The organism is Bacillus sp. 95MFCvi2.1, assembly GCF_000374965.1.
Taxonomy (GTDB): domain Bacteria; phylum Bacillota; class Bacilli; order Bacillales; family Bacillaceae_G; genus Bacillus_A; species Bacillus_A pseudomycoides.
Genome location: NZ_KB895713.1, coordinates 25225 through 47977, shown reverse-complemented (window position 1 = coordinate 47977; position 22753 = coordinate 25225). Strand labels below are relative to the sequence as shown.

General features: G+C 33.5%; 20 protein-coding genes and 1 pseudogene. 8 read left to right on the top strand and 13 right to left on the bottom strand.

Features of this window, described 5'->3' with window-relative positions; genetic code table 11:
• Positions 1 to 61 precede the first annotated feature (61 nt).
• The 5 genes from C568_RS0124075 to C568_RS0124055 all read right to left on the bottom strand — a co-directional run bounded on the left by C568_RS0124075 (position 62) and on the right by C568_RS0124055 (position 4665).
• Positions 62 to 991, bottom strand: a complete 930-nt coding sequence (locus C568_RS0124075) for a VanW family protein (RefSeq protein ID WP_081623643.1) — start codon at positions 989 to 991, stop codon at positions 62 to 64.
• A gap of 315 nt (positions 992 to 1306) precedes the next feature.
• The gene (locus tag C568_RS0124070) at positions 1307 to 1627 is read right to left on the bottom strand and encodes a hypothetical protein (protein ID WP_018782971.1); all 321 of its coding nucleotides are present in this window, start codon (positions 1625 to 1627) and stop codon (positions 1307 to 1309) included.
• Between the two features lie 91 nt (positions 1628 to 1718).
• Positions 1719 to 2375, bottom strand: coding sequence for a YkyA family protein (locus C568_RS0124065; RefSeq protein ID WP_018782970.1), 657 nt, complete (start codon positions 2373 to 2375; stop codon positions 1719 to 1721).
• Positions 2376 to 2395: 20 nt separating this feature from the next.
• A complete protein-coding gene (locus C568_RS0124060; RefSeq protein WP_003209849.1) occupies positions 2396 to 3217 on the bottom strand; it encodes a peptidoglycan-N-acetylglucosamine deacetylase in 822 nt (273 codons plus the stop codon).
• Between the two features lie 224 nt (positions 3218 to 3441).
• On the bottom strand, positions 3442 to 4665 hold the full coding sequence (locus tag C568_RS0124055; RefSeq protein WP_016113375.1) for a PucR family transcriptional regulator: 1224 nt from the start codon (positions 4663 to 4665) through the stop codon (positions 3442 to 3444).
• 1448 nt (positions 4666 to 6113) lie between these two features.
• Between C568_RS0124055 and C568_RS35720 the strand changes: the two genes are divergently transcribed.
• Complete coding sequence (locus tag C568_RS35720) at positions 6114 to 6317, top strand: hypothetical protein (protein ID WP_077295241.1); 204 nt, start codon at positions 6114 to 6116, stop codon at positions 6315 to 6317.
• 165 nt (positions 6318 to 6482) lie between these two features.
• Here C568_RS35720 and C568_RS0124040 read toward each other — a convergent pair whose 3' ends face one another.
• Positions 6483 to 6863 carry a VOC family protein gene (locus tag C568_RS0124040; RefSeq protein ID WP_029427695.1) on the bottom strand — a complete coding sequence of 127 codons (381 nt, stop codon included), beginning with the start codon at positions 6861 to 6863 and terminating at the stop codon, positions 6483 to 6485.
• A 211-nt stretch (positions 6864 to 7074) separates the two neighbouring features.
• Between C568_RS0124040 and C568_RS0124035 the strand changes: the two genes are divergently transcribed.
• A complete protein-coding gene (locus C568_RS0124035; protein ID WP_018782966.1) occupies positions 7075 to 7605 on the top strand; it encodes a GNAT family N-acetyltransferase in 531 nt (176 codons plus the stop codon).
• 131 nt (positions 7606 to 7736) lie between these two features.
• Here C568_RS0124035 and C568_RS0124030 read toward each other — a convergent pair whose 3' ends face one another.
• Entirely contained in the window at positions 7737 to 8489 is a 753-nt protein-coding gene (locus C568_RS0124030) for a class I SAM-dependent methyltransferase (protein ID WP_018782965.1), read from the bottom strand.
• A gap of 298 nt (positions 8490 to 8787) precedes the next feature.
• Positions 8788 to 9816, bottom strand: coding sequence for an LPXTG cell wall anchor domain-containing protein (locus C568_RS0124025; protein WP_018782964.1), 1029 nt, complete (start codon positions 9814 to 9816; stop codon positions 8788 to 8790).
• A gap of 270 nt (positions 9817 to 10086) precedes the next feature.
• Here C568_RS0124025 and C568_RS0124020 point away from each other — a divergent pair, with 270 nt between their 5' ends.
• Positions 10087 to 10449, top strand: coding sequence for a hypothetical protein (locus C568_RS0124020; protein ID WP_018782963.1), 363 nt, complete (start codon positions 10087 to 10089; stop codon positions 10447 to 10449).
• Between the two features lie 22 nt (positions 10450 to 10471).
• Here C568_RS0124020 and C568_RS0124015 read toward each other — a convergent pair whose 3' ends face one another.
• A complete protein-coding gene (locus tag C568_RS0124015; RefSeq protein WP_081623642.1) occupies positions 10472 to 10654 on the bottom strand; it encodes an alcohol dehydrogenase catalytic domain-containing protein in 183 nt (60 codons plus the stop codon).
• A gap of 178 nt (positions 10655 to 10832) precedes the next feature.
• Positions 10833 to 12506: an alkaline phosphatase gene (locus C568_RS0124010; RefSeq protein WP_018782961.1), complete on the bottom strand. Its 1674-nt coding sequence runs from the start codon at positions 12504 to 12506 to the stop codon at positions 10833 to 10835.
• A gap of 239 nt (positions 12507 to 12745) precedes the next feature.
• On the opposite strand from C568_RS0124010, the gene C568_RS0124005 reads away from it, so the two are divergent.
• The 4 genes from C568_RS0124005 to C568_RS0123990 all read left to right on the top strand — a co-directional run bounded on the left by C568_RS0124005 (position 12746) and on the right by C568_RS0123990 (position 16671).
• Entirely contained in the window at positions 12746 to 13300 is a 555-nt protein-coding gene (locus C568_RS0124005; RefSeq protein ID WP_018782960.1) for a hypothetical protein, read from the top strand.
• A gap of 141 nt (positions 13301 to 13441) precedes the next feature.
• Positions 13442 to 14473 carry a S66 family peptidase gene (locus C568_RS0124000; protein ID WP_018782959.1) on the top strand — a complete coding sequence of 344 codons (1032 nt, stop codon included), beginning with the start codon at positions 13442 to 13444 and terminating at the stop codon, positions 14471 to 14473.
• 228 nt (positions 14474 to 14701) lie between these two features.
• Positions 14702 to 16141 (top strand): FAD-binding oxidoreductase, encoded by a 1440-nt coding sequence (locus C568_RS0123995; protein WP_391509577.1) that lies wholly within the window; start codon positions 14702 to 14704, stop codon positions 16139 to 16141.
• On the top strand, positions 16138 to 16671 hold the full coding sequence (locus C568_RS0123990) for an MFS transporter (protein ID WP_018782957.1): 534 nt from the start codon (positions 16138 to 16140) through the stop codon (positions 16669 to 16671). The genes C568_RS0123995 and C568_RS0123990 overlap by 4 nt, the downstream gene beginning before the upstream one ends.
• Positions 16672 to 16787: 116 nt before the next feature.
• Here the strand turns inward: C568_RS0123990 and C568_RS35715 are convergent.
• Positions 16788 to 17171, bottom strand: a pseudogene (locus tag C568_RS35715) (DnaB-like helicase C-terminal domain-containing protein); the annotation flags it as partial.
• 111 nt (positions 17172 to 17282) lie between these two features.
• Between C568_RS35715 and C568_RS0123980 the strand changes: the two are divergent.
• Complete coding sequence (locus C568_RS0123980) at positions 17283 to 18095, top strand: hypothetical protein (RefSeq protein WP_018782955.1); 813 nt, start codon at positions 17283 to 17285, stop codon at positions 18093 to 18095.
• A 979-nt stretch (positions 18096 to 19074) separates the two neighbouring features.
• Here C568_RS0123980 and C568_RS0123975 read toward each other — a convergent pair.
• Together C568_RS0123975 and C568_RS0123970 are read right to left on the bottom strand one after the other, a co-directional pair.
• Positions 19075 to 20247 (bottom strand): acyltransferase family protein, encoded by a 1173-nt coding sequence (locus tag C568_RS0123975; RefSeq protein ID WP_081623641.1) that lies wholly within the window; start codon positions 20245 to 20247, stop codon positions 19075 to 19077.
• 1105 nt (positions 20248 to 21352) lie between these two features.
• Positions 21353 to 22582 carry a helix-turn-helix domain-containing protein gene (locus C568_RS0123970; protein WP_018782953.1) on the bottom strand — a complete coding sequence of 410 codons (1230 nt, stop codon included), beginning with the start codon at positions 22580 to 22582 and terminating at the stop codon, positions 21353 to 21355.
• Positions 22583 to 22753 lie beyond the last annotated feature (171 nt).

The following is a 22753-nucleotide window of genomic DNA, read 5'->3' as shown; positions in this document are numbered from 1 at the left end:
GGGCATGCGGCAGGACACCTAATGGAAGGTAGGAATTAGAATAACTCTCCAAACAGATCTTTTAGATTAACCTATGTATTTCCGCGGTTAATCTATTACCTTCTACCTTCATAAAGATCTCTACCAGTACATCATTCGTATTTTCAAATACTAAATCGAAATAAGGATACGCTATAGTTGCATCTCTTCCTATAGGTACATAGCCAACTGGCTTTGAATGACTATATCTTTCTATCATTTTTAATCCTGCTTGATCCGCTGCATTATAAAGTGTAGAAGAAGTTTGACAAACCCCTCCTCCATAACCATCTACTAATTTTCCCGCAACGATTTCTTTTCCAAGCTGATATCCTTTATCAGGTGTTGTATCTCCTATTAAAGCATTAAAGGAAAAACGATCACCTTTTCCTAATATTACACCATTAATAGTATTTGCCGACAAACGAATGTTTTCTATCTTACCATTAGCTGTGCCAACTATGTCCGTCACATATTTTCCAATTACTTCGCTATTTCGATTTGCATCTTTTGATTGAGCAATAGGCCGTTTCTTAACAATTGGCAATGCACGGGAACGTTCCCACATTCCCACATCCATTAAATCTTCTACTAACTCTTTTTCAAATAATTCATATGAAGGCTTTCCTTCTTTCCATATTCCATCACTAGTCATATGAGAAGGTATCATTTTTTGATCAATCTGTTTGCCTATTTCATTAGCGATTTTTTTAATATTTAATTTATATTGATTTTCATCTTGAAAATATCCTAATGAAGTTAAATTTATTTGTTTGACTATTTTTCCACTAGTAGGATCTACTAAATTTATCTGTGTATCCCCAATGTCTTTTATTCCTATAGATTTCTCGCCTATATCACTTACTAAAGATGCTTCTTTAACCTGAGATTTACATCCAACTAATATAATGGCGCAGAGAGCACTAAGCACATACAAATGTCTTTTACGTAACAATTGATTCCCCCATTTCATTATAATGTTTTCTCGTTTTTAATTATTTGATTAATTATTTTTTATATTGTGTCTGTTCATCGATTCTATAAAAAAGACATCCTCAAGGGCGCTTTCTTTCAGCTATTTGCATGAGAACCCAAAATAATACAACTAAATACCACAATTAGAAATAAAATTACTAAACATATTGAGAAATATTTCATAAGAGACTCCTTTTTGATATGATGTGCAAAATATATTCTCATAAATTAAGTCAGGAAATAACCACAAAAAAGAATTATTACCCCTATATTCTTACGTTTAAAGTCCTATTACTTTTACTTATTAAAGCTACTAACTAATCAATTCCATTGCTACCTCTTTCGCTCTGAACACTTTTTTGTATTGTTTAAATTCTTGTTTATCAACTCGAAATTTTTCACCAGTATCCATGTTTTTTACTAGATATGTTTTAGCAGTATATTCCTTTATTAAAAAATAAAAGAAATATATCCAGAAAGATAATGTGAAAGTCGAGAGAGCTAAGAATAATCCCGTAATAAACATTACAATTTCCAAACCTGAATTTACTCGTTTTAAAACATCTTTTTGTCCTGTTGCTGCTTGCTGTAGTCGTTGCATGCGTTGTAAAGATGAAACAGTATCATAGCTCATGAAAAACCTCCTTTAAACGAAATGCTATTTAGAACTTCGATTTGTCTTTAGGGATGAGGAGGCAAGATACTTAAATTGATAATTATTTTTCTTACTTTTTCTCTTTTATTTTAATCTTCGCGTCTTCATAGAATTTTAGTTTCCCCTCATTATACTCTTTAGTATATTGATTGAATTTTTCTTTTTCTTTTAGCGTTTCCTCGTTTAATGTATTGATAGTTTTAACTTTCTCACCAATCTCTTTTAGTTTTGTTTCTTTACCTTTTAACTTTTCATAAAGTTCTTTTTCAGCTATTAATTCCTCTTTATAACTATTATTTATTTTTTGAAAAACTTCATAGCGATTTTTATAAACTTCTTCTACTTTTTCCGCTTGATTTTTTAACTTTTTGTCCTCAATTTTATCTATATAACTATGAACTGATGCGATTTCTTTTTGGGCTTTTTCTAATACATCCTTTTCATCTTTTACCAATTTTTCACGTTCATTTACAGTTGCAATGGCTTGCTCTATTTTTTGTATTACTCCCTCATTTTGCTTTTTCCCTTCTTGTATAATTTGATTATACAATTCCTGTTCTTTTGTTTCTAACTGCTCAAATGTTTTTACATTATCAAATAATGCTTTTTCTTGATTTGCTGCATTTTCAAAAGCTACATATAATTGATCTTCGGGTTTTGCCCCCAAACAACCACCTAGAAATCCAATTGATAAGATTCCTATTAATACCATTTTCCTATAAATCAATGTTAATTCCTCCTATGATGTTATATACGTTTATCATGCCAAAAATTCACTGAAAAATGCTCGTCTTCATGATACGCTTCAAACTCATATCCTTTTTCTTTTAATCCTTTTATAATAGCTGGTACAGCAGCAACAGATTGTGGATGAATATCGTGCATTAGAATCACTTCTTTGGACTGGTTTGCATTTGTTAGGACATTTTGAACAATCTGAGATGAAGCGGCATCAACTGGCATCTTATTATACTTCCAATCTAAAGAATCAATAGTCCAATCCCATACTTTTAAATTAGCTTCTACTGTTCTATTTCGAAGTGCTTCATTTAATCCTGGCATGGATCCATATGGAGGACGAGTTAGTTTTGGGGATTCTTTAATAATATTTGCTATTAAACCTTGATCTTCTTTCATTTCATTTACATATTCGCCACTTGTATATAATTTTTTAAAATCATGTGTCATACTATGCATGCCCACATAATGCCCTTCTTCCTTTTCACGTTTCACCAACTCTGGAAACTGTTTTACATTTTCGCCAATTAAGAAAAATGTTGCTTTCACATCATTTTCTTTTAAGATGTTTAACAAATCAGCCGTATATTTGCCTGGTCCATCATCGAAAGTAAGATAAACAACCTTTCTCTCCTTACCATTAAAATGGGTTGGTGTTGCTTTTTTTATTTTAATTTTTGGTTGTTCACTTGCTAGCTGTACAGTATTTTCTTGCTTGGCCACAGCTTTTGCAGGTGAATTAATCGATTGAAACATATAATAACCAATTGCTATTGCAACAATTGCTACTATTGTAATTATTATTTTTTTGGTATTACAAAAATTTCTCATGAATCAAATCCCTTTCTTGATAAATCTCTATATCAATATACACACATACATAAGTGTGTATGATATCTCCAATCACTTTTAGCTAACAATACATATGATGTAACTTAAAAATTTTTGAGTTATTTTGTTGCGATATAATTATAAAGTGCTTTTTTCTTTTTTCTCATCGTGTAGAAAAAAGAAAAAAGCAGCATCCTTTTGTGGAATTTCACAAAAGGATGCTGCTACATGAATTTTTGTAACTTAAGATCCAAGTATAGAACCATTTTTTGATTCGGATCTTTTAAATCGATTTCACTGATTTCACAGATTCTTTTAAGTCTATAGCTTAGTGTATTGACGTGAATATTTAAAACTTTAGCTACTTCGCTGGTATTACTGTCATTGTTTAAAAATATTTCCAATGTTTCAACAAGATTACTATTATATTTACAATCATACTTATGGAGCTTCTGCAATGCTTGGTTTTCATACTCCTCCTGCTTTCTTTGCTCAAGTAGAAGGTCAATTAATTGATAAATCCCCATGTTTTGATAGCCATGAATATTAGCTGTGTCGGAAGGGAATTTTTCCTTTATAGATAATACGATTAATGTTTCTTTATAAGCTTTACTGATTTTTTGATAATCACTATATACACTGCTGAACGCTGGTTTGATAGATTTAATTTCATATCGTTTTTCCATCGTGTTAACAAATCTTTCGACGAAATTGTTAATTTCATGGGAAGGTTGACTGAGATTATCTAACGAAGTAAGAAGAATTAACTTGTTACGATCAATTGTATAAAGTAGAATTTTCAAATGTTCGCTTGTTTTTAACAAATAAGAAATTTGTTTTTCTTTTTCACTCGTAATTTCTTGTTCAAAATGAAATACGACAACGTTAAATAAGGAAGCCGGCGTAATATGAAGTACCTGAAAGTTTTCAATAATTTCCTCATTTGTTTGTATATGATTAGTTAGTAGCTTCCAAAAAAATTCTTGTGAACGTTCGTCCTTTTTATTTTTTCTGGTTTGGAGCTGAAGAAGCTTACTTTTTACAGCTTCAGCAGATTTTTTCATCAAGGCATAATCTTGTTCAGTTAAAGAGCGCTTGATTTCTAAAGCCCAAATGAATCCCAGTACGTCCTCTTTATTCCAAATGGAAATCGCAACTCTGTCACCGAGGCCAATATTATCTATCTTTTTTACGTGAATAGGTTCACGACTTTTTAAAAGAGTAGGAATAACCCCCTCTTTCCATAAGTTATTAATTACTTTTTCAGGTACACGCCTACCCATAATAGTTGCAATTCTTGCAGAGTCTGTTCTTTCGTCATGGGTACTATATGCAAGGAGACGATGATTTACATCTTCTACTGTAATAGGGCATTGCAGAATCTCACTGATTATATCAGCAAACTCTTCCAAATTATCGAAGGTGACTTTAAGAGAATTATTTTTCATATATGTCAAGATCCATCCGTTCTATTTAAAATATATTTTCGTATTTACTTTAAAAGAAATTATCTCTTGTGTAAATTACTAAAATAATAACATAATCCCGTTAGCTTTTTGCAAATGTAACGAGACCGGGTTTTATTAACATGATTTTTTCAACAATAGCAATATTTCTATTTGTTTTATTGTGTAGGATTGAACTTTATTCTTTTTAGATTTGAATTGAGGAATGTCATTCTGCTTCTTAAAAAACGTAAAAAAGCAACTGCGAGGTTTCTCAATATTGACACCTCCAGATGAAGATATACAATTCTTTTGTTTTGGGGCGTTATAAAATTCTTAAGTTGATGGGAATGTGGTGCTACCTCTGTAATACTATTTGCTTTATATATTCCCAATAAGGATTCAATGATACGAGTAGATTACGTTCTAGGCTACGTAATGGTAGTTTTGTTTTTCACTACGATGTTCGGTTTGAGGATTGTAAAGAGATTTGACCAGTAATCGTGAAAAAGGAACTACAATTTATTTGTAATGATTTATATAATGAGGTGTTGGTATTATGACTAAAATTCAAATAAGCGAATTTCCTAAATCTGTTTAGCACGTACTTAGAGTAATGCGTGGCGAAGAAAAATTAAAACAACGACAACGGATCCAGCCAGTAGATTTTCATTCTTATAAAGCTGAAGAGATATTCCCAAATAGTCCTGAAATGCAAAAATTCTTTAATAAACAAAAGAAAATGAAAGCCATCAAGTAAAATAAGCTTGGTGGCTTTCATATTTTGTCACGGACAAGAAAGAAGCTTCTTTTGTAATCATCAGAAGAATGTTAAAATTAAGATAAAAATGTAAAGGTTGGTAAAAAATGAGAATCGTAATAGGATATCTTCTATTAATCATTAATTTTATTCTGTTATTGCCATTATTAAATCGGATTATTTTTGAAAGAATCAGCCCTTGGGACACCATTTCTTTTTTCTGTCCACTTATAACGGTGTTAGTTATAACTTTTCTGTTAGGAAAGAATAGAGTCAGAAACATTCATTGGAGAATCAACCTTATAGGACATATTATCATCGGTTTAACCCCAATTTTCTATTTCTTGTATATTTTTATGTTGCTCAGCTGATCAAATCTTCCCAAACAATCCGGAAATGCAAAAATTCTTTAAGGGGTAGCACCCATCGCCATCAAGTTAAAATTTTATAATGACCTCAGAACAAAAATTTTTTGTCTTTTATAGCAATGAAGCTCATTTTTATCGTTTTTGGAGCGATCTATTCTGCTAGGTTGATGGACATGGGGTAGCGTCAAGATTTTGTGCTTTTACAACGTTAAGCATATTTTTCTAGCAATTATCCCAGTTACTGTAACCTGACTACTTCTAAATCCTTTTATTTATATGTATAATTGTATAAAATTACAACGTTTTGAATCGAGGTGACAATTATGAGAAGTTTAGGTTCATTAGTAACCTCTACTATATGTTCAGTAATCCTTATAACTTGGAATGCCTATACCTTCTATGACAAATTCACAACCGGAAATACATATTTTTGGATTAGTGGCATCATAGGTATAATGTTCCTTCTATTCTTTATCAGAGACATGCGAGATATCATCAAGAAGAACTATAGAACTTCAACAGATTAGGAGCGAATACATATGTGGAAAGAGCTTAGTAATTACAAATATCATTGTATGGGGATTCGTTTTATCTGAAAACATAGTAAAATGAAAGCATTTTGAAAATAAATCCGATTATGAAACATAGAAAAACCCCCTGCTTTTTGAACAAAAAGCAGGGGGTTTTTCTATTTATTTCTTCTCCATCACAGCAAAGTAATTCTCTTCATGATCCGCAAAATTAAACACTCTACCTGAAGGCATATTTACAATTTCTCCGACTGTGATATTTTTATTTAATAAGGTGCTACGTAATTCATCGAGATTTTCCGAAAAAAACATTAAAGAAGGTGTACCGAGATTTAATCCAGGTGACATTTTAGCAACGAATTCCTTATTATGCAAAATGATGCTTGTTTCTGCGCCCTTTGTTGGAGCAATTTCAATCCATCTCATTCCTTGACCGTTATTTTCTTCAGCAACTACACGAAACCCTACTTTTTCCGTCCAAAAATCCACTGCCTCATCTTGGTTATTTACATACAACATAATTTGACCAACTTTATGAATCATAGACTTCCCCACTTCCTTATATAAGTAAATACCAAACCCGATGCTTCTAATCCTTTCCATCGCCAAGGTTTCTGGAACCCCGTGACAACTTAATACATACGCCAATAAATGAAAACTTCCTTCTAAAAGAAACGGAGCATTTTCGTTTAAGTAGGAGATTATAAAAGAAAGATAGAATATTAACAAAATATTTTATAAGGGAGGTATATCATTGCCAATTTCAAAAGATACTGTTAGTTACATGATTCGTACTGGAAAAATAGAAGATTCCGAGGCCATTTTAGACATACAGAAATCCGTTGTTTCCGAAGGCAAGTTTCTCATTTCGTTATCCGAAGAATTTAATAAAACGTCATCCGAGCAAAAAGAATGGGTACAAGGCGTATTGGAGAATGAAAGAGAAACATTACTTGTTGCTGAAAAAGATGGTGAAGTTGTTGGTTGGATCGTATTTCTTACCGAAAATAAAAAACGATTGTCTCATACAGGCTCCTTTGGAATCATGATTAGTAAAAATTACAGAGGACTCGGAATTGGAACAATGCTACTACAAGCTTTATTAGACTGGACAGAGAAAAATCCTCTCATTGAAAAAGTAAGTTTAGGAGTTTTCTCAACAAATCATAGTGCAATATCGTTGTACAAAAAGATGGGCTTCATTGAAGAAGGTCGTAAAATTAAAGAGTTTAAAATGACTGATAATGAATATGTAGATGATATTCTTATGTATAAATTCGTTTAGTGAAATTGATTGAATGAAGATTTTCAACTACAAGACAATAACAGGTACCACGCAAAAAAAGCCGTTCTCCTATACACTACGGAAATCGGCTTTTATCATTTATATTGAACACTTTTATTCATGTAAAAAAATTAAGATTTATTAGCGATTATCATAAACCGTTTTGAATTTGTGCGAATCCCTTTTTCCGTTTTGTTTGTTATGATGAATTTTTCCAAAATGCCAAAGTCCTCTTTCTCTTCACCAAATCTTGGTATGATAGGTGTGTGTTTTAATAGGAATAGGAGGTCTTCAGGTGTTTGGTAATAATCAATCGCATCATATTCAAATATTTGCACATCAGTAAAGCCTGCAGACTTCAACTCTCGAACATACTTTTCTTTTAATGTGCCGTCTTTTCCCCCTAAGCATTGTCCTCTTCCAAACGCTACTTTTAAGTTCCATTTATCATGTTCGCTGACTTGCTGCGTCAAAAAGATACCACCCTTTTTTATTACTCTTGCTACTTCTGCTGCAACAAAAGGCGCATGACAACAAGACACAATGTCAAAAAAAGAATGTGGAAACATCAAGCTTTCGGACTCCATTTGGAAAAACCTAACGTTTGATACACTTGCTTTTTCCAAATTAGACTGTGCTGTTTCTATCATTCCACTTGAATTATCAATCCCAATCATGAATAAGGCTGCCGGTGCAATTCTTAATACATTCTCTCCCCCGCCTGTACCAATATCTAGCAAAACATCTGAGGATTTGCATCTCTCTATGACTTCTTCATAAAACTCCCACGTAGCACCTTCTGTTACGTATTTCAGTTTACTAAAATCCCAACCGTTTGATCTTCCGACTTTATCATAAAAATTTTTGTAATCTAATTCATTCATTTTGTGTATCCACCTTCCAAAAGAGTGTAAAAACTAAGTTTTTGAGACTTGTTAACGAAATAGTCCAGTGCCTTAGTTTGATAAGAACAGTGACTACCGCAACGGATTCAAAGCTTATATTTCCGAAAAAGGACAGACTTCTCCCTTGATGGCTGGTACGCGTTTTTTCCAGCCCGAAAACTAGTTACTTCGAACAATACGGAAAGTCATCTACTTCACCTCATTTGAAAGATTATACTTCATTATACGCCGTAACAATTTTTGTATATATTGTAGAATTCAGACTATTAGTTGAATTCTATTGAAATGTATTTTTAATTCTATTTCGCACTATTAATATAATTCCACCTAAAATCGATAACATCCCTAAAGGCATTGTATTGGATTCTGTACCTCCGGCGTTAGGAAGTTCCCTGTTATCGTTTTTCATTTTAAGAGGAGTGTTAGTTTGTTTCGTCTGTGTTAATTCAGATACTTTCTTTTCTACATTTTGCTTTGTCTGTGTTAATTCAGCTATTTTCTCTTCTACATTTTGCTTCGTACGTGTTAATTCAGTTAATTTATTTTCTATAGTTTGCTTCGTCTGTTTCAATTCAGATACTTTCTCTTCTTCTACATTTTGCTTCGTACGTGTTAATTCAGTTAATTTATTTTCTATAGTTTGCTTGATCTGTTTTAACTCAGATACTTTTTCTTCTATAGTTTGCTTCGTACGTGTTAATTCAGTTAATTTATTTTCTATAGTTTGCTTGATCTGTTTTAACTCAGATATTTTCTCTTCTGCATTTTGTTTCGTCTGTTTTAATTCAGTTAATTTCTCTTCTGCATCTTGCTTGATCTGCTTTAATTCTGATAACTTCTCTTCTGCATTTTGTTTCGTCTGTTTTAATTCAGTTAATTTCTCTTCTGCATTTTGCTTCGTTTGTTTTAATTCTGATACTTTCTCTTCTGCATTTTGCTTCGTCTGTTTTAATTCTGATACTTTCTCTTCTGCATTTTGCTTCGTTTGTTTTAATTCTGATACTTTCTCTTCTGCATTTTGCTTCGTCTGTTTTAATTCTGATACTTTCTCTTCTGCATTTTGCTTCGTTTGTTTTAATTCTGCTACTTTCTCTTCCGCATTTTGCTTCGCCTGTTTTAATTCAGATGCTCTCTCTTCTGCATTTTGTTTCGCCTGCTTTAGTTCGGATAACTTCTCTTCTGCATGTTGTTTGATAGAATCGTGTATTTTGACGGTATCAGGAACTTCAGCATTAATGGTGTCAGCTCCTGTTATCATTGCTAAAGCTAGTGTGGATATTGCTACTGTTTTTTTCGTACTCATCATTTTGGACCTCTTTTCTTTCATGAGTAATGAACTATTATGTACAAATCTGAAGATGAAAATATCATAATACCAGTATAACATTATACCAAATGTTTACAAATAAAACTACAATAGTAGGTCTATGTGTAATTGGAGCCAGTATAGTTATGTGGACATAATGTAGTTCAGTCCTTACAATGGATTTCAAAGAGGAAATGTACCTATGATAAATACGAAACTTCAGGAAAAATTTAACGCATTAACTCTCCCGTAAGAAAGGAAGGTATATATATGACAGAGATATTGAATTTATTTTTATACTTCATTTTGTTTATCCTAATAATATCCATAGCCTGTTTCATCTTATTAGTACTCATGAAGGTTTTCGGAAAACAAATGAATAATCGTCGTTCTGTTGAAAAAGAACTAAAAAAACATTCTTCAATAACAGATACAACAGGACATAAAGACTCAAACATAACTACCAAAGATGCTGAAGCAGATTGGATGAATGCAGTGATGACAACATCTTTTCTTGCTGCAGCTATGAAAAGTGCCAGTGAAAATTCAAATATCGATCATGATTCAGGAACTAGCAGCGATAGTTCCAATGCAGCAAGCCATACTGATTCATTCGATAGTGGGGACTCATAGGGTGAATCAGTATGAAGAATACTTAGCTGTGAATGATAACATTCGCTAGTTTTGTATACACTTCATCACCAGGCTTATATTTTGTTATATTTGTACCTACTTTCACTACAATACCTGAAGCATCTAATCCTAAAATAATAGGAAATGAAAAAGGCAATTTCTCTTGCAATTCTTCCTTTCTCGTTTTCCAATCAACTGGATTTATCCCGCATTAACGGACAGTAACACTCCCACCTCAAAATTCAGCGGAAGCGAAGAAGTTAGGTGGGGGATGAACTGTCCGTAAAAGCCCGATTGGTTCAACTAATAATCAGTGGGTGATGGAGAAACCCCCCACTAATTAAAGTTTCACTTTATATCTGCCTTTTTGATTCTTTTTTAGTTTAACGAGAATGCTTTGTGAATAGATGAATTGCTTTTTCAGGTACATAAAATTTTCCATTGCTTTCTACAACGACGCTTCCTAATTCATAATCTTTTCCATCGATACGGATCATATTTTTATTAACAAACAATTGAGCCTTCGCTTTATTGTGTTTTACTACAAGCACCGGGTTTGCTACATCTTTTTTGTCAATCGTTACAGTTGCACCAATTTGTTTAAAGGCTGTTTCAGCATCTAAGAATAATTTGTTTGTTAATTCTCCTAAGTGAAAGCCCATTGCTTTGGCCATTGTCTTCGCAATGTCCGTATTTTGGACGAAACCGTATGGCCTCCCGGGGCCGTAAGAGTATAAGAATACATCTTCACCCGTATGACCACCTGTTGTAAAACCGATGTTCGCACGGTTGGCCAATAATTTAGTAAGGATTGGACCTACATCGGCTTTCTTTTGTGCAGCTTTTAACTTTTCTTTTTCATCATCAGTTAGGTTATCTAAACCGTAAAGTGCAGCTACCTCTTTTATATTAGATAAATCATCTTTTAGTTTATTTGTAGCACCTTCAAGTGTCATTTTTGCCTTTTTCAGTGGAGCAATGTAGGCAGATACCGGTGTGGTATCATATCCTTTTGTAGTATTTTTATTACCAATGGAAATACCGCTGTTACCATGGTCCGCTAAAGCAATGACCATCGTGTTCCCATCTTTTTTCGCAAACTGTAACGCTTCTGCAACTGCAGCATCAAATGCCAATACATCGCTAATCATCCCGATTGGATCATTGGCATGTGCTGCCCAATCTGGCTTACTGCCTTCTACAAATAAGAAGAAACCATCTTTATCTTTTGATAATGTTTGAATTGCTTTTCTCGTCATTTGGGAAAGTGTTGGCTGCTCAGGGTTGGTCGCTTCACGATCCATATCGAACGCAAGTGCAGCATTTGAGAACGAGCCCCAAATTTTATCGAATTTGGAGTTTAACAGGGCATCCTTTGTTTCCACAAAGTCGTACCCTTTGTCCTGAATCACTTTTATTAAATCTTCGTTGTCTTGCCGGATTCCACTGCTTGCCGCAGGCTGAAGTACTGCCTTTCCCCCGCCTAACACGACTTCTATATTTTGATACACTTGCTGCTCACCAATCACCTCAAAATTTTTGCGAATAACATGGTGAGCAGAAAAACCAGCCGGAGTAGCATGCTGAATTTCCGATGTAGCAATGATTCCTGTTGCGCGGCCGGAACGTTCTGCTCCTTCTAAGACGTTGGCAACTGGACGAAACTTGTCTTCTTCTTTGATTTGTTCTAAGCCAGGTGAATTCACAACAGAAGGTAATACGCCCACGTAGCTTGAATTTGATTTATTTCCTGTCGCTAAAGCTGTTGCTGCTGGCGCTGAATCGGTAATAGCTGATTCTGCCGAATAAGTACGAACACCTCCTGATACGATTTGATCTAGTGCAAGAGGTGCACCTTTATACCATCGAGCCAATGTTGTGGCTGAAGAGCTTGTCCCATCCATAACCATCATAATGACATTTTTTGGTTGCTTCCCTACTTGTGTCGCCTCAGCCTTTACCTCGTTATCGTTCATCATGCTTCCTGCACCTAATGAACCTAGTGCTACTATTCCCGCTAATGTTAGTCCCATCATCTTTTTACGAAGATTAGTCATTGTTGTCCCTCCATAGGTTGTTTTCGACATCCCAATCTAACATTCGTATGTAAACGAGCTGTTTCTTCTTATTTAGTAGTACCCTATTGTCACGAAGCTAACAATAACTCGTTCCCTTTGCAGCCAAGTAGTTGCAAAAGTTTTTACAGGAATTACTGTTACTGTTTTAACCGAATCTTAATTTTTACTATTATAATGAATGAAGTATTACCAAAAAATACAGGAAAAGGAGAATCCATATGGATGATACGAAGGATGATTTAATCCCCCTTTTAGAAGACTTTCAAAAAGAACCAACGAAAGAAAATGTAACCCAAATATTAAAAGAATTTGGCGTACAATCTCCGGAATATTGGGCTAAAGATGAGATAGAAGGTAAAGAAGCTGTTCTTGCCAGCTTTCGTTTTTTAAGGCCATTCCAAGAAATATTGGATATGTATTTATATAATAATGAAAGCTGGGTTCAAAACTCGATTCAACGTGCTAATGAACAAGCAACACCTGATACAAACAACTTGATTATAAAAGAAATGGTGCAAGCAGGAATCTCGCCTGAAAAGATAGGATTGTTTGCGTACTGGATAGCTAGGTCCGCTATGAATGGAATTTTATATCGTCTATCAGATGCAGGCGGCGGAGATTATGATTTACCAAATGAAGGAGAAGATCTGCCCTCTTGGAGACTAGAGGAATATACAGCGCAAAGTGGAAATCCAATGAACGTAGAACGTACAGGACGACTTTTACTTGAATTACATAATATTTTTCCATTCCATAATCCAGGTGAAAAATAAGAAAAAAGACAAACAATTGAATTCTCCCCCCTCTAGTATAATAGCAGGGAATTTTTTGATCATGTAGAAAAAGGTCATATGCTATATTCTTCAACTATGTGAATCGTATAGTGAATCGAATGATTAAGGGTGGGAGTTAATGTGTTAAGAAAACCAAAGAGATTACAACCGGGAGATCGCGTCGCAACAATTAGTCCTTCTTGGGGAGGCGCAGGCGATCCGGAACTGAGATGGCGTTATGAGCAAGGGATAAAAAGGTTAGAAGAAGTTTTTGGTCTTGTGGTTGTACCTATGCCAAATAGTTTGAAAGGCTCTGATTATATTTACGAGAATCCACAAGCCCGTGCGATAGATCTAATGACGGCATTTCAAGATAAAAGTATTAAAGGGATCTTTGCGAATATTGGCGGAGAAGATAGTATTCGCCTGCTTCCTTATATTGATTTTGATGTTATACGTGAGAATCCAAAAATTTTTATGGGCTATTCAGATGTGACCATTCCACATTTATTTTGTCATAAAGCAGGCATTTCTTCTTTTTACGGTCCAGCTATTTTAACCGATTTTGCTGAAAACGTTGAAATGGATCCATATACGATTGAAATGGTAAATCGAATCCTTTTTTCAAATGAGACGATTGGCAACATTCAACCCGCTACAGAATGGACAAGTGAGCGTTTAGAATGGATCGAATCGAACAAAAATAAACGGCGGACAATGCAGCAGAATACTGGATATGAACTCCTTCAAGGATCCGGCATCGTACAAGGCCGTTTAATTGGAGGTTGTATAGAAGTACTGGAATTCGCAAAAGGAACAGAACTTTGGCCTGAGAAAAAATATTGGGAGAACAGCATTCTATTCTTTGAAACATCTGAAGACAAGCCAGATCCAACTTATATAAGATATTGGTTACGAAATTATGCGGCGCAAGGCATTTTACAAAACACGAATGGAATCATTTTCGGCAAACCGAAAGACGAGAAATATTATGAAGAATATAAACATGAAATTCTAACAGTTATGAAAGAATATAGTTTAGAAGATTTACCGATTCTTTATAACTTAAATTTTGGTCATACCGAACCTAAGTTTATTTTACCTTATGGTGCAATGGCAGAGATTGATTGTGAAAAGAAAAAATTCTCGATTTTAGAGAGTAGCGTGCAATAACGTAAAATTACCATCAGTAAGGAGGGCACTCCTCCCCTGCTGATGGCTCTCAGGAGGTATTCCTATCGAGCTCTATACATGTGAACGAGCACGTTGTCACAGAAGAAACTTTTCTTCCGATAACGTGCTTTTTTATTTACATAATGTTCCTTGGCTTCAGAAAAAGATATAATATAAATCTCGAATATACATTGAATTCTTTATACTATCACGAAAAAAGGAGAGTGCATGTTGAAAAAACGAACAATAATAATAGGTATTACTGCATATGGCTTGTTATGCATGTCATCTGTATATACATATACAAAACAAATATCCAACCCTGTTATGAGTGATGTGGGCAGATTGCTTCCTACAAAGATTAAACGGGTTGAAAATGTGGAGAATGAGCAGACCTTAAAGAAGCTAGTTAAAGATGCAAATGCTTCAGGTGAGAAGATTTCAATTGCGGGCATGCAGCATAGCCAAGGCGGACAGACCTATTATCCAAATGGTACAGTGCTAGATATGAAAGGTTATAACAAAATATTAGAGTTTGATCCAGAGAAGAAGAGAATTCGCGTGCAAAGCGGCGTGACATGGGATGATATTCAAAAGAAAGTAAATCCATATGGTCTTGCTGTTCAAGTGATGCAGTCTCAAAATATTTTTACAGTTGGTGGTTCGTTAAGTGTAAATGTACATGGACGTGATATTCGTCATGAAGCACTCATTGATACAGTAGAATCATTTCGATTGTTAATGGCAGATGGTACGGTTAAGAATGTAAGCAGAGAAGAAAATGCTGATTTGTTTCCTTATGTTATTGGAGGTTACGGGTTATTCGGTGTGATCTTAGATGTGACGCTTAAGTTAACGGAAGACGAACTATATGAAATGCAGACGAGAACGCTAGATTATAAGGAGTATACAGCATATTTTAAAGAGAAGGTAAAAAAGGACGAGAATGTTCGAATGCACCTAGCGCGTATTTCCGTAGCTCCAACCTCATTTTTAAAAGAAATGTATGTAACAGATTATGTTTTAGCAGAGAACCAAAATAAACGGGAAGAATACAGCAAACTAAAGGAAGAAAATATTATTGCTGCACCGAAATTATTCCTTGGATTATCAAGGTATAGTGACTGGGGAAAGAATACGTTTTGGGATATGCAAAGGAACTACATTGAACGCATAAATGGAACATATGAAACTCGAAATAATGTGATGCGATCAGATAGTACTTTTATGGAATACGAAAATCCAAATCGAACAGAGGTTTTACAAGAATATTTCGTACCTATCGATCACTTTACAGCGTATATAGATGATTTGCGAAATGTATTAAACAAAGAAGAGTTGAACCTTCTTAATATTACTATCCGTTATGTAGAAAAAAATGAGAATGCGGTTTTATCCTATGCAAAGGATGATATGTTTGCACTTGTACTCCTTATTAATCAAGGACGTTCTGAGGGTGAAATAAAGAAAACGAAAGCAGTGTTAGGGAAGATGATAGATGTTACTTTAAAGCACAATGGCAGTTATTATTTACCCTATTATTCTTATCCAACAAAGCAGCAACTTAAGAAGGCATATCCACGTATAGAGGAATTCTTTCAAAAAAAGAAAGAGAGTGATCCGCAAGAACGATTTGTAAATCTATTTTATAAGGAGTACAGTGAATGACATATAGAAGATTTGTAACTTCGCAAAGCATAATTATGATGGCCGGTAGTATGGTATTCCCATTTTACATACTGCTGCTTCGAAATGTTGGAGATAGTTTCTCTCAATTTGGCTGGGCATATGGCTTATTTGCGTTAACTTCCGCTTTAGTCTATCCACTAATAGGAAAGATCTCTGACAAATTTGGAGATAAAAAACTATTAATTGTATATGCTTGGTCTATGGCGGTATTAATGCTCTTTTTTCCCATTGCTACAGAAGTTTGGCATGTTTACATTCTGCAAATTATTATGGGTTGCTTAGGTGCCGTGCAACGAAACACCGAAAAAACATCACTTGCACGAAAAGTAGAAAGCAAAGAAGCGGGCTATGAAATAGGAAAATACCACGTATGGACTTCAGTTGGCGGTGCAGTAGCTGTCATTGCAACAGGGTATCTAGTCGACTTTTTAACGATTGGTACCATTTTTTATATTGCTTCCGTTTTATATATGGTGAGCGGTATTGTAATAGGAAGGCAGCATAAGTAGACAGTAATCTATCTACTAAATAGTGCTTTTTTAGTATTCACTTGGACAATTAATAAAAAAGAGCATTAGCACTGCTCTTTTTTGTGGTTCTAGTGCAAGAATTTTATCAGTTTGAACTAGTCTGTTTTTAACCCCTCCACAAAATTCCCAAACTCCTTCAAAAACCTTAGCTTCATCCCTCCAACAGATCCGTTCCGATGCTTTGCTATCTGAATTTCTGTTATATCTTTATGCTCCGTCTCCTTATCATAATAATCATCCCGATACATAATCACACCCGCATTCTGCTCAATCTGCCCTTTCTCCCTTAGATCAGACCAAAGCAGACGCTTATCTTGACGCGACTCTACCCCGCGGGACAATTACGACAGCACTACGACGCACACGTTTAAATCACGTGCTAGCAGTTTACGGGAAACCTCACCCATTTCTTGAAACACGTTTCCTCTATTGGTCGAATCACCTGTAATAAGCTGCAAATAATCAATACTAATAACTAGAAATTGAAGAACTTAAAGTACTTTCAATAATAGCGAATTGTTATGGTAATATTTCCAATGTATAATTATGGTATTGTTTGTTTTTATGAAAAAAATATGGGGGAATTTTTAATGAAAAAAATCATACTAGGGACACTTACAACTTTCTTTTTATTGGCTGGATGTAATAATTCTACTGAAAGTAAACCAGTCGATACAAAAAAGACTGCGGCAGAAGAAACAACTAAATCTACAAAAAATGAGGATAAACAGGATACCAATCCGAAAAAAACTGAAGAAGTTTTATCACCTACCAATCAGAGTACAAAAGATTTCATCACACCATTATTAGTAAAATCAGAAACACCTGCTGATATTATGACAGTACAAATGCAAGAAGATAAAAAACAAAAGTTTGAGGAAATTACGAAAAAAACGCAAGCGAGTATTCAGAAAAATTATGATTGGTACATAGAATATTTAAAAACAGTACAACCTGGAGAAAGATTACCTTACCATGAAAACATGGGAATTACACAAGAAGAATATGAATTCTTCTTATCATCTGATCAATATATGAAACTTGTTAAAGGACAAGAAGGAAAAATTCATTTCAAAAAGATCAGTGACAATGTATATGAGATTCAAACGAGTTCTCCAATCAAATTATTAAACAAAGTTCAAATTGATTTTGCTAGCAATACATTAAAAACAGAGTTTGGTACACTAAATTACGATGATAAAATCGAAGCTGCTGATGGTCAAAAAATAACTGGTAGATGGAATGGTGAACAGTGGCGACTAAGCAATGATAACTTCAATGTAAAGTATGCAATTGGTCAGCTGGAAGACTCTAAGAAAACAATTATTTACATAACAGCAAAAGGTCTTTTAGATGGTAAAACAATCAATCAAGAGCAAGTAATCGAATTTAAAGCACAATAATTCATACGATAAAAAGGATAGATAGTGGTAGAACATTCTACTGCATCTATCTTTTTTATCTTATAAATTAAAAAATATTAATCAAAGCATACCTTTTATTCAGGATATCCACAGCAACAATACTTTTAATCTGTATTTATAGGGGGAGCACTCCATGCCTATCAAACTAAGAAAATAAGTTACCTCAAAACAAAAATTCACTCCATCACAGTGGTCTATGAGAACTATATAAATATGATAGATATAGGGATAACGACGCTTATGCGCCTATGGATAAATAATCAGAATCACCAAATAATTATCACCTATACAAAAGACGATTCCGTAATCAGAAAGGTTTCAGACTTATCCCTCCATATGAAGAAAGGACTAGGTTCATGACAACCCCGTCCCAAATTCCCTCTCATTTACTTTTGTTTTGTATATCGAATCGTTTGAAAAGATTCTGGATCAAACAACTAGATTTTCCCCTCACCAAAGTTCTGAATTTTTAAGTTGTCATTCTATGATAATGATAGTGCCATTCAAAATATTTCTTATTTTCCTGATTCCAATAAAAACACTTTCTACCGTTTATTTTCGTAAGTTCATTTAGTAAATCTGTTTTACAATTTTTTCAGAGTTCATATCCTCTATGCAATCTACATATCCTAACGAATTCACAGTAATATATCCTTCTTCGAACCATACATCACAAGCCTTGCACATAGGTACAACAACGTTTACATCCTGTCTCTCTCGAATGTCACATTCTGAATGTTTCTTTATATAGGTTGCTGTCAATCCTTTTAAGGGAAAATGCCTTCCACAAATGCCCAGCTCGTTTTCCCCCAGTCCTCTATCGTATAATGAAGCGGCTTTTACGAATGTTTTTCTATAAGATGAATTTGAAAATATCCGATTCTGTTATATCTAACATCCTCGTTTTTTCTTTACATGTTCGAGAAGATTCAACTTTGCTCTCTTACTATATAAACTCCTATGAAATACGATCCCTTATTTTCATTTCCTTCCAGAATATATTTCTCCATCTCCTAGTTAAATACCGTCCAAGGTTTATGCAGGGTTTTTCAATAAATAGATACCCCAATGAAGATAGTAAAAAAGAAAGAGAAAAGGAAAGAAACACTATTAATATGGTAGGTAGTTTATCATAAAATAAATACATAACTGAGAATAAAGAAACAAGATGATATAAATAAAGACTATAAGAAATCTTTCCAAGAAAAACAAATACTTTTCTTCTTAATAACGCACTAAATGTCCATGAAGAGATACTCATAATCATTACCATACAAACCCCAAATGAGACAACGTAGTTTCTCAATACATAATTGTTCAAAAAATCCACTTCGCCAATTATTCCTTCGTACATAAAACAAATAATTGCAATTAGCAGTAATGCAATTTTCATTATTTTATTCATATTTAAAACATAATGGAAAATAAAATAACGATACTTCGCTAATAGAGCTCCCATAAAAAAAAGAGTGATGTAGTGAAAACTTAAAAAACTACTAGTTATGCTTCCACTAGGATTAAACAAATACAAACCCATAGTCGAAGAAAAACTTAGAACAATAAACCATAATAAGGAATATTTGAGCCTTTTGCGTATAAAAAAGAAAGTCAGAAATGGAAATATAATCGAAATTCTCATTTCATGAACAAGAGACCATATAACATTGTTATATGCGTCTGTGTTATACTCACCGATAAAAACAAGATGTTGTAATAATAAAGCTGGTGTATCTGCAGTGGTCCATGATTTACTAAACCAATCACTAATAAATGGCATATCATTACGACTAAAAAGCATTTTAGCAATAATAGAAATGCTGATTGCTACTAAATATGGTATATAAATTCGGCAAATCCGTTTTATTATGTATGTATCATAATGAAATTTCTCATTATTAATAGATAAATACAAAACAAAACCACTCAATACAAAAAAGAGAATAACAGATTCGTTGCCGCTACTAAAAAAAAGACGTAAAGGAGTTTCCTTGAATAAATAAATTATGAAGGGACTGTTTAACTCATACTGATAATTTTCATACGCAGGCAATAGCATCATATGATGCCCGATTATTACAAGAAGTGCTGCTAATCCTCTTAGAGAGTCAAACTCCTCATATCTTTTCATCATATTACACCTACTAAAAAGATTTTTATTAAAATACAAGGTGACTTCAATCTTGTTGTTTACAGAATTATAATGTTACTTACAGTTGCAGGAGAATAATGGCGTTCTAAAATGCGTTCTATATATACTCATTTCACTTTGATACATACGAATACTAGCCATCCATTTCTACGATGATATGGAGCGAATGATTGCGTTTGAAAGGCCCCGTTTTGATCACAAGGAACAGATAAAGCTTATATTTCCCCATATTTTGTATCGATTGTTCGTTGGTAGCAATCATTTCGACTATTCGCTACGTCTTCCTACTAACGCGAAAGAAATTGGCAAATCTACTCTTTCTTTTAAGAATTGTGATACTTTTCTCTAGTTGCTTATATAAATGCGCCTTCATTCATTAAGGGGGTACTCCTCTCTTAATTTGTTTAGTCGCAAACTTAAAAACCTCTTGTATTTTCCCTATTCACAAGACAAGTATATTTACACAAAATATTTTACGCTACCAAATATAACATGTATTGGTAAAAAATGAAAATACGGAATGATTATTCTTTAATAGGCAGCTAAAAAAGAATTCCATAAAGAATACGGGATTCTTTTTTATTTCGAACATTCATTTAATCCACGCTAAAAAGGTAAACATGGAAAAGCAAAAGTTTCTTAGCTATCGCATTCTATTCCTATATTAATTCAAATGGATTTTTTACTATTCTTTCTGCACTATTACATACTGAAAGTAAAGGTGGAAATCTTAAAGTATTAAAATCCATTTCCTGATTATGTTCATGTAGTGAGCAGAATTATAAGGAAATGGATTCTACATATTTTCAAATAAAGTGAAACTTTAATCAGTGGGGGTTTTCTTCATCCTCACTGATTATTAGCCCGACCAATCGGGCTTTTACGGGCAGGATCCCCCACCTATCTTCTTTGCTTTTGCTGAATTTTGAGGTGGGGGTCTTACTGCCCTAAAATAGCGGGATAAACAGAGAAAATTTTTGAGGTAAGAGTATTATTTCTTATAAATAGCGAGGTAAATTGAGTTGATGCATTATATATATGTGATCAAGTATTACACATATCTCACCTAGCTGTTAAGATATCAAGCCTATATCACGGTATGCTTTTCACGATATTGTCTAGGAGTCATGTTACATATTTTTTTGAAAACTCTTGTGAAATAACTTTGATCATAAAAGTTAAGCCAAGCACAAATATCTGATAATGGATATGTAGTTAATGTTAATAGTTTTTTTGCTTCTTCTACTCGTTCCCTTTGAATATATTCACTTAAAGGAATTCCTACTTCTTTTTTAAACAATTTAGATAAATAAGTAGGATTAATGTCAAGTAGCGTAGCGAGATTATTGAGAGATATTTCATGGTAAATGTTTTTTCTAATATGATTTAAACATGTAGTAATTGTATTCGAATATCTTTGAATACTATATTCTTTAACACGATCAGCAAAAGCACATAAAGCGTCCTCAATTAATCTATTGACCGAATACATGTTATCTAGTTGTTCAATGGTCTCCATATAGAGAGAACTAAGCGAAAAAGCAATTTCTGGCGGGAGATTCCCCTCTATTGCATAACGAGTAGCTAAAGTAATGGCCATTATTCCATTATTTTTTTGATTTCTTAGTTGATTTCTTTTTGATGAAATTACAGCATCTTCTTGCGGAAATGCATATGCATATTTTATTAATTTTTCTTTGTCCCCTTCTTTAATGCTTGTGAAAATTTTCCGTTCCAATGATATATCGTAATGATCAGAATTATTTTGACGCCGGGCTGAAATATATAAATCAGGATTCGCAATTTCATAGGAGGTTTTCTCCAATAATTTATTTTCTCTCCAAACAGCACCTACATCTAACTTTTCTTTAAAAATTATGTAATGTAATAAAATTCCTATATCAATTAAAGTTATTTTTTTTATCACAGGTATGGAATGATAGTATTCAATTCCATCTTGTATTCTAACATTTCTCCCAAATTCATTCATAAGTCTAATGGCCATATCTTCTGATACCTTGGGATATGTAGAGGGTCCAATAACAAAGGTTCCTTTTATATATTCATGATCTACTATGTGAATAAAAACGAAATTTTCTAGATAACTGTTCCCTCTCATAAGCGGAAAATCATAGAGATCATTTTCCTGAAAAATTTCACTAAGTTGTTCTTCCTTAGAAGAATAAAAAGGACTGCAAATATCATTAGAAGTAGATTTATATAAGATTTTTTCATCTGTAGATAAAAATTGAATAGATACTTGAAATGTTTTATATAAAATATCACACAAATATTGTATATCCATAGAATGATTCATTATATTCTCCTTTTAACTAGATAAGATTATAAAGCTTCATATAAAAACCAAACATTTTAATTCATACATTTATGGATTTATAAGTAAATTTGCAAAAAGTTAAATATATCCAAAAATTACTAGTATTTTCAATAAAATACAATTTACATCAAAATATTACCATAAATATTC

Bases quoted from the DNA above. Each gene is read 5' to 3' on its own strand.
- C568_RS0123980 (WP_018782955.1), top strand. From the start codon at position 17,283: ATGAAAAAAATCATACTAGGGACACTTACAACTTTCTTTTTATTGGCT.
- C568_RS0124025 (WP_018782964.1), bottom strand. From the start codon at position 9,816: ATGATGAGTACGAAAAAAACAGTAGCAATATCCACACTAGCTTTAGCA.
- C568_RS0124075 (WP_081623643.1), bottom strand. From the start codon at position 991: ATGAAATGGGGGAATCAATTGTTACGTAAAAGACATTTGTATGTGCTT.
- C568_RS0124070 (WP_018782971.1), bottom strand. From the start codon at position 1,627: ATGAGCTATGATACTGTTTCATCTTTACAACGCATGCAACGACTACAG.
- C568_RS35720 (WP_077295241.1), top strand. From the start codon at position 6,114: ATGAGAAGTTTAGGTTCATTAGTAACCTCTACTATATGTTCAGTAATC.
- C568_RS0123975 (WP_081623641.1), bottom strand. From the start codon at position 20,247: ATGATGAAAAGATATGAGGAGTTTGACTCTCTAAGAGGATTAGCAGCA.
- C568_RS0124005 (WP_018782960.1), top strand. From the start codon at position 12,746: ATGGATGATACGAAGGATGATTTAATCCCCCTTTTAGAAGACTTTCAA.
- C568_RS0124040 (WP_029427695.1), bottom strand. From the start codon at position 6,863: ATGATTCATAAAGTTGGTCAAATTATGTTGTATGTAAATAACCAAGAT.
- C568_RS0124020 (WP_018782963.1), top strand. From the start codon at position 10,087: ATGACAGAGATATTGAATTTATTTTTATACTTCATTTTGTTTATCCTA.
- C568_RS0124060 (WP_003209849.1), bottom strand. From the start codon at position 3,217: ATGAGAAATTTTTGTAATACCAAAAAAATAATAATTACAATAGTAGCA.
- C568_RS0124055 (WP_016113375.1), bottom strand. From the start codon at position 4,665: ATGAAAAATAATTCTCTTAAAGTCACCTTCGATAATTTGGAAGAGTTT.
- C568_RS0123970 (WP_018782953.1), bottom strand. From the start codon at position 22,582: ATGAATCATTCTATGGATATACAATATTTGTGTGATATTTTATATAAA.
- C568_RS0124030 (WP_018782965.1), bottom strand. From the start codon at position 8,489: ATGAATGAATTAGATTACAAAAATTTTTATGATAAAGTCGGAAGATCA.
- C568_RS0124010 (WP_018782961.1), bottom strand. From the start codon at position 12,506: ATGACTAATCTTCGTAAAAAGATGATGGGACTAACATTAGCGGGAATA.
- C568_RS0123995 (WP_391509577.1), top strand. From the start codon at position 14,702: ATGTTGAAAAAACGAACAATAATAATAGGTATTACTGCATATGGCTTG.
- C568_RS0123990 (WP_018782957.1), top strand. From the start codon at position 16,138: ATGACATATAGAAGATTTGTAACTTCGCAAAGCATAATTATGATGGCC.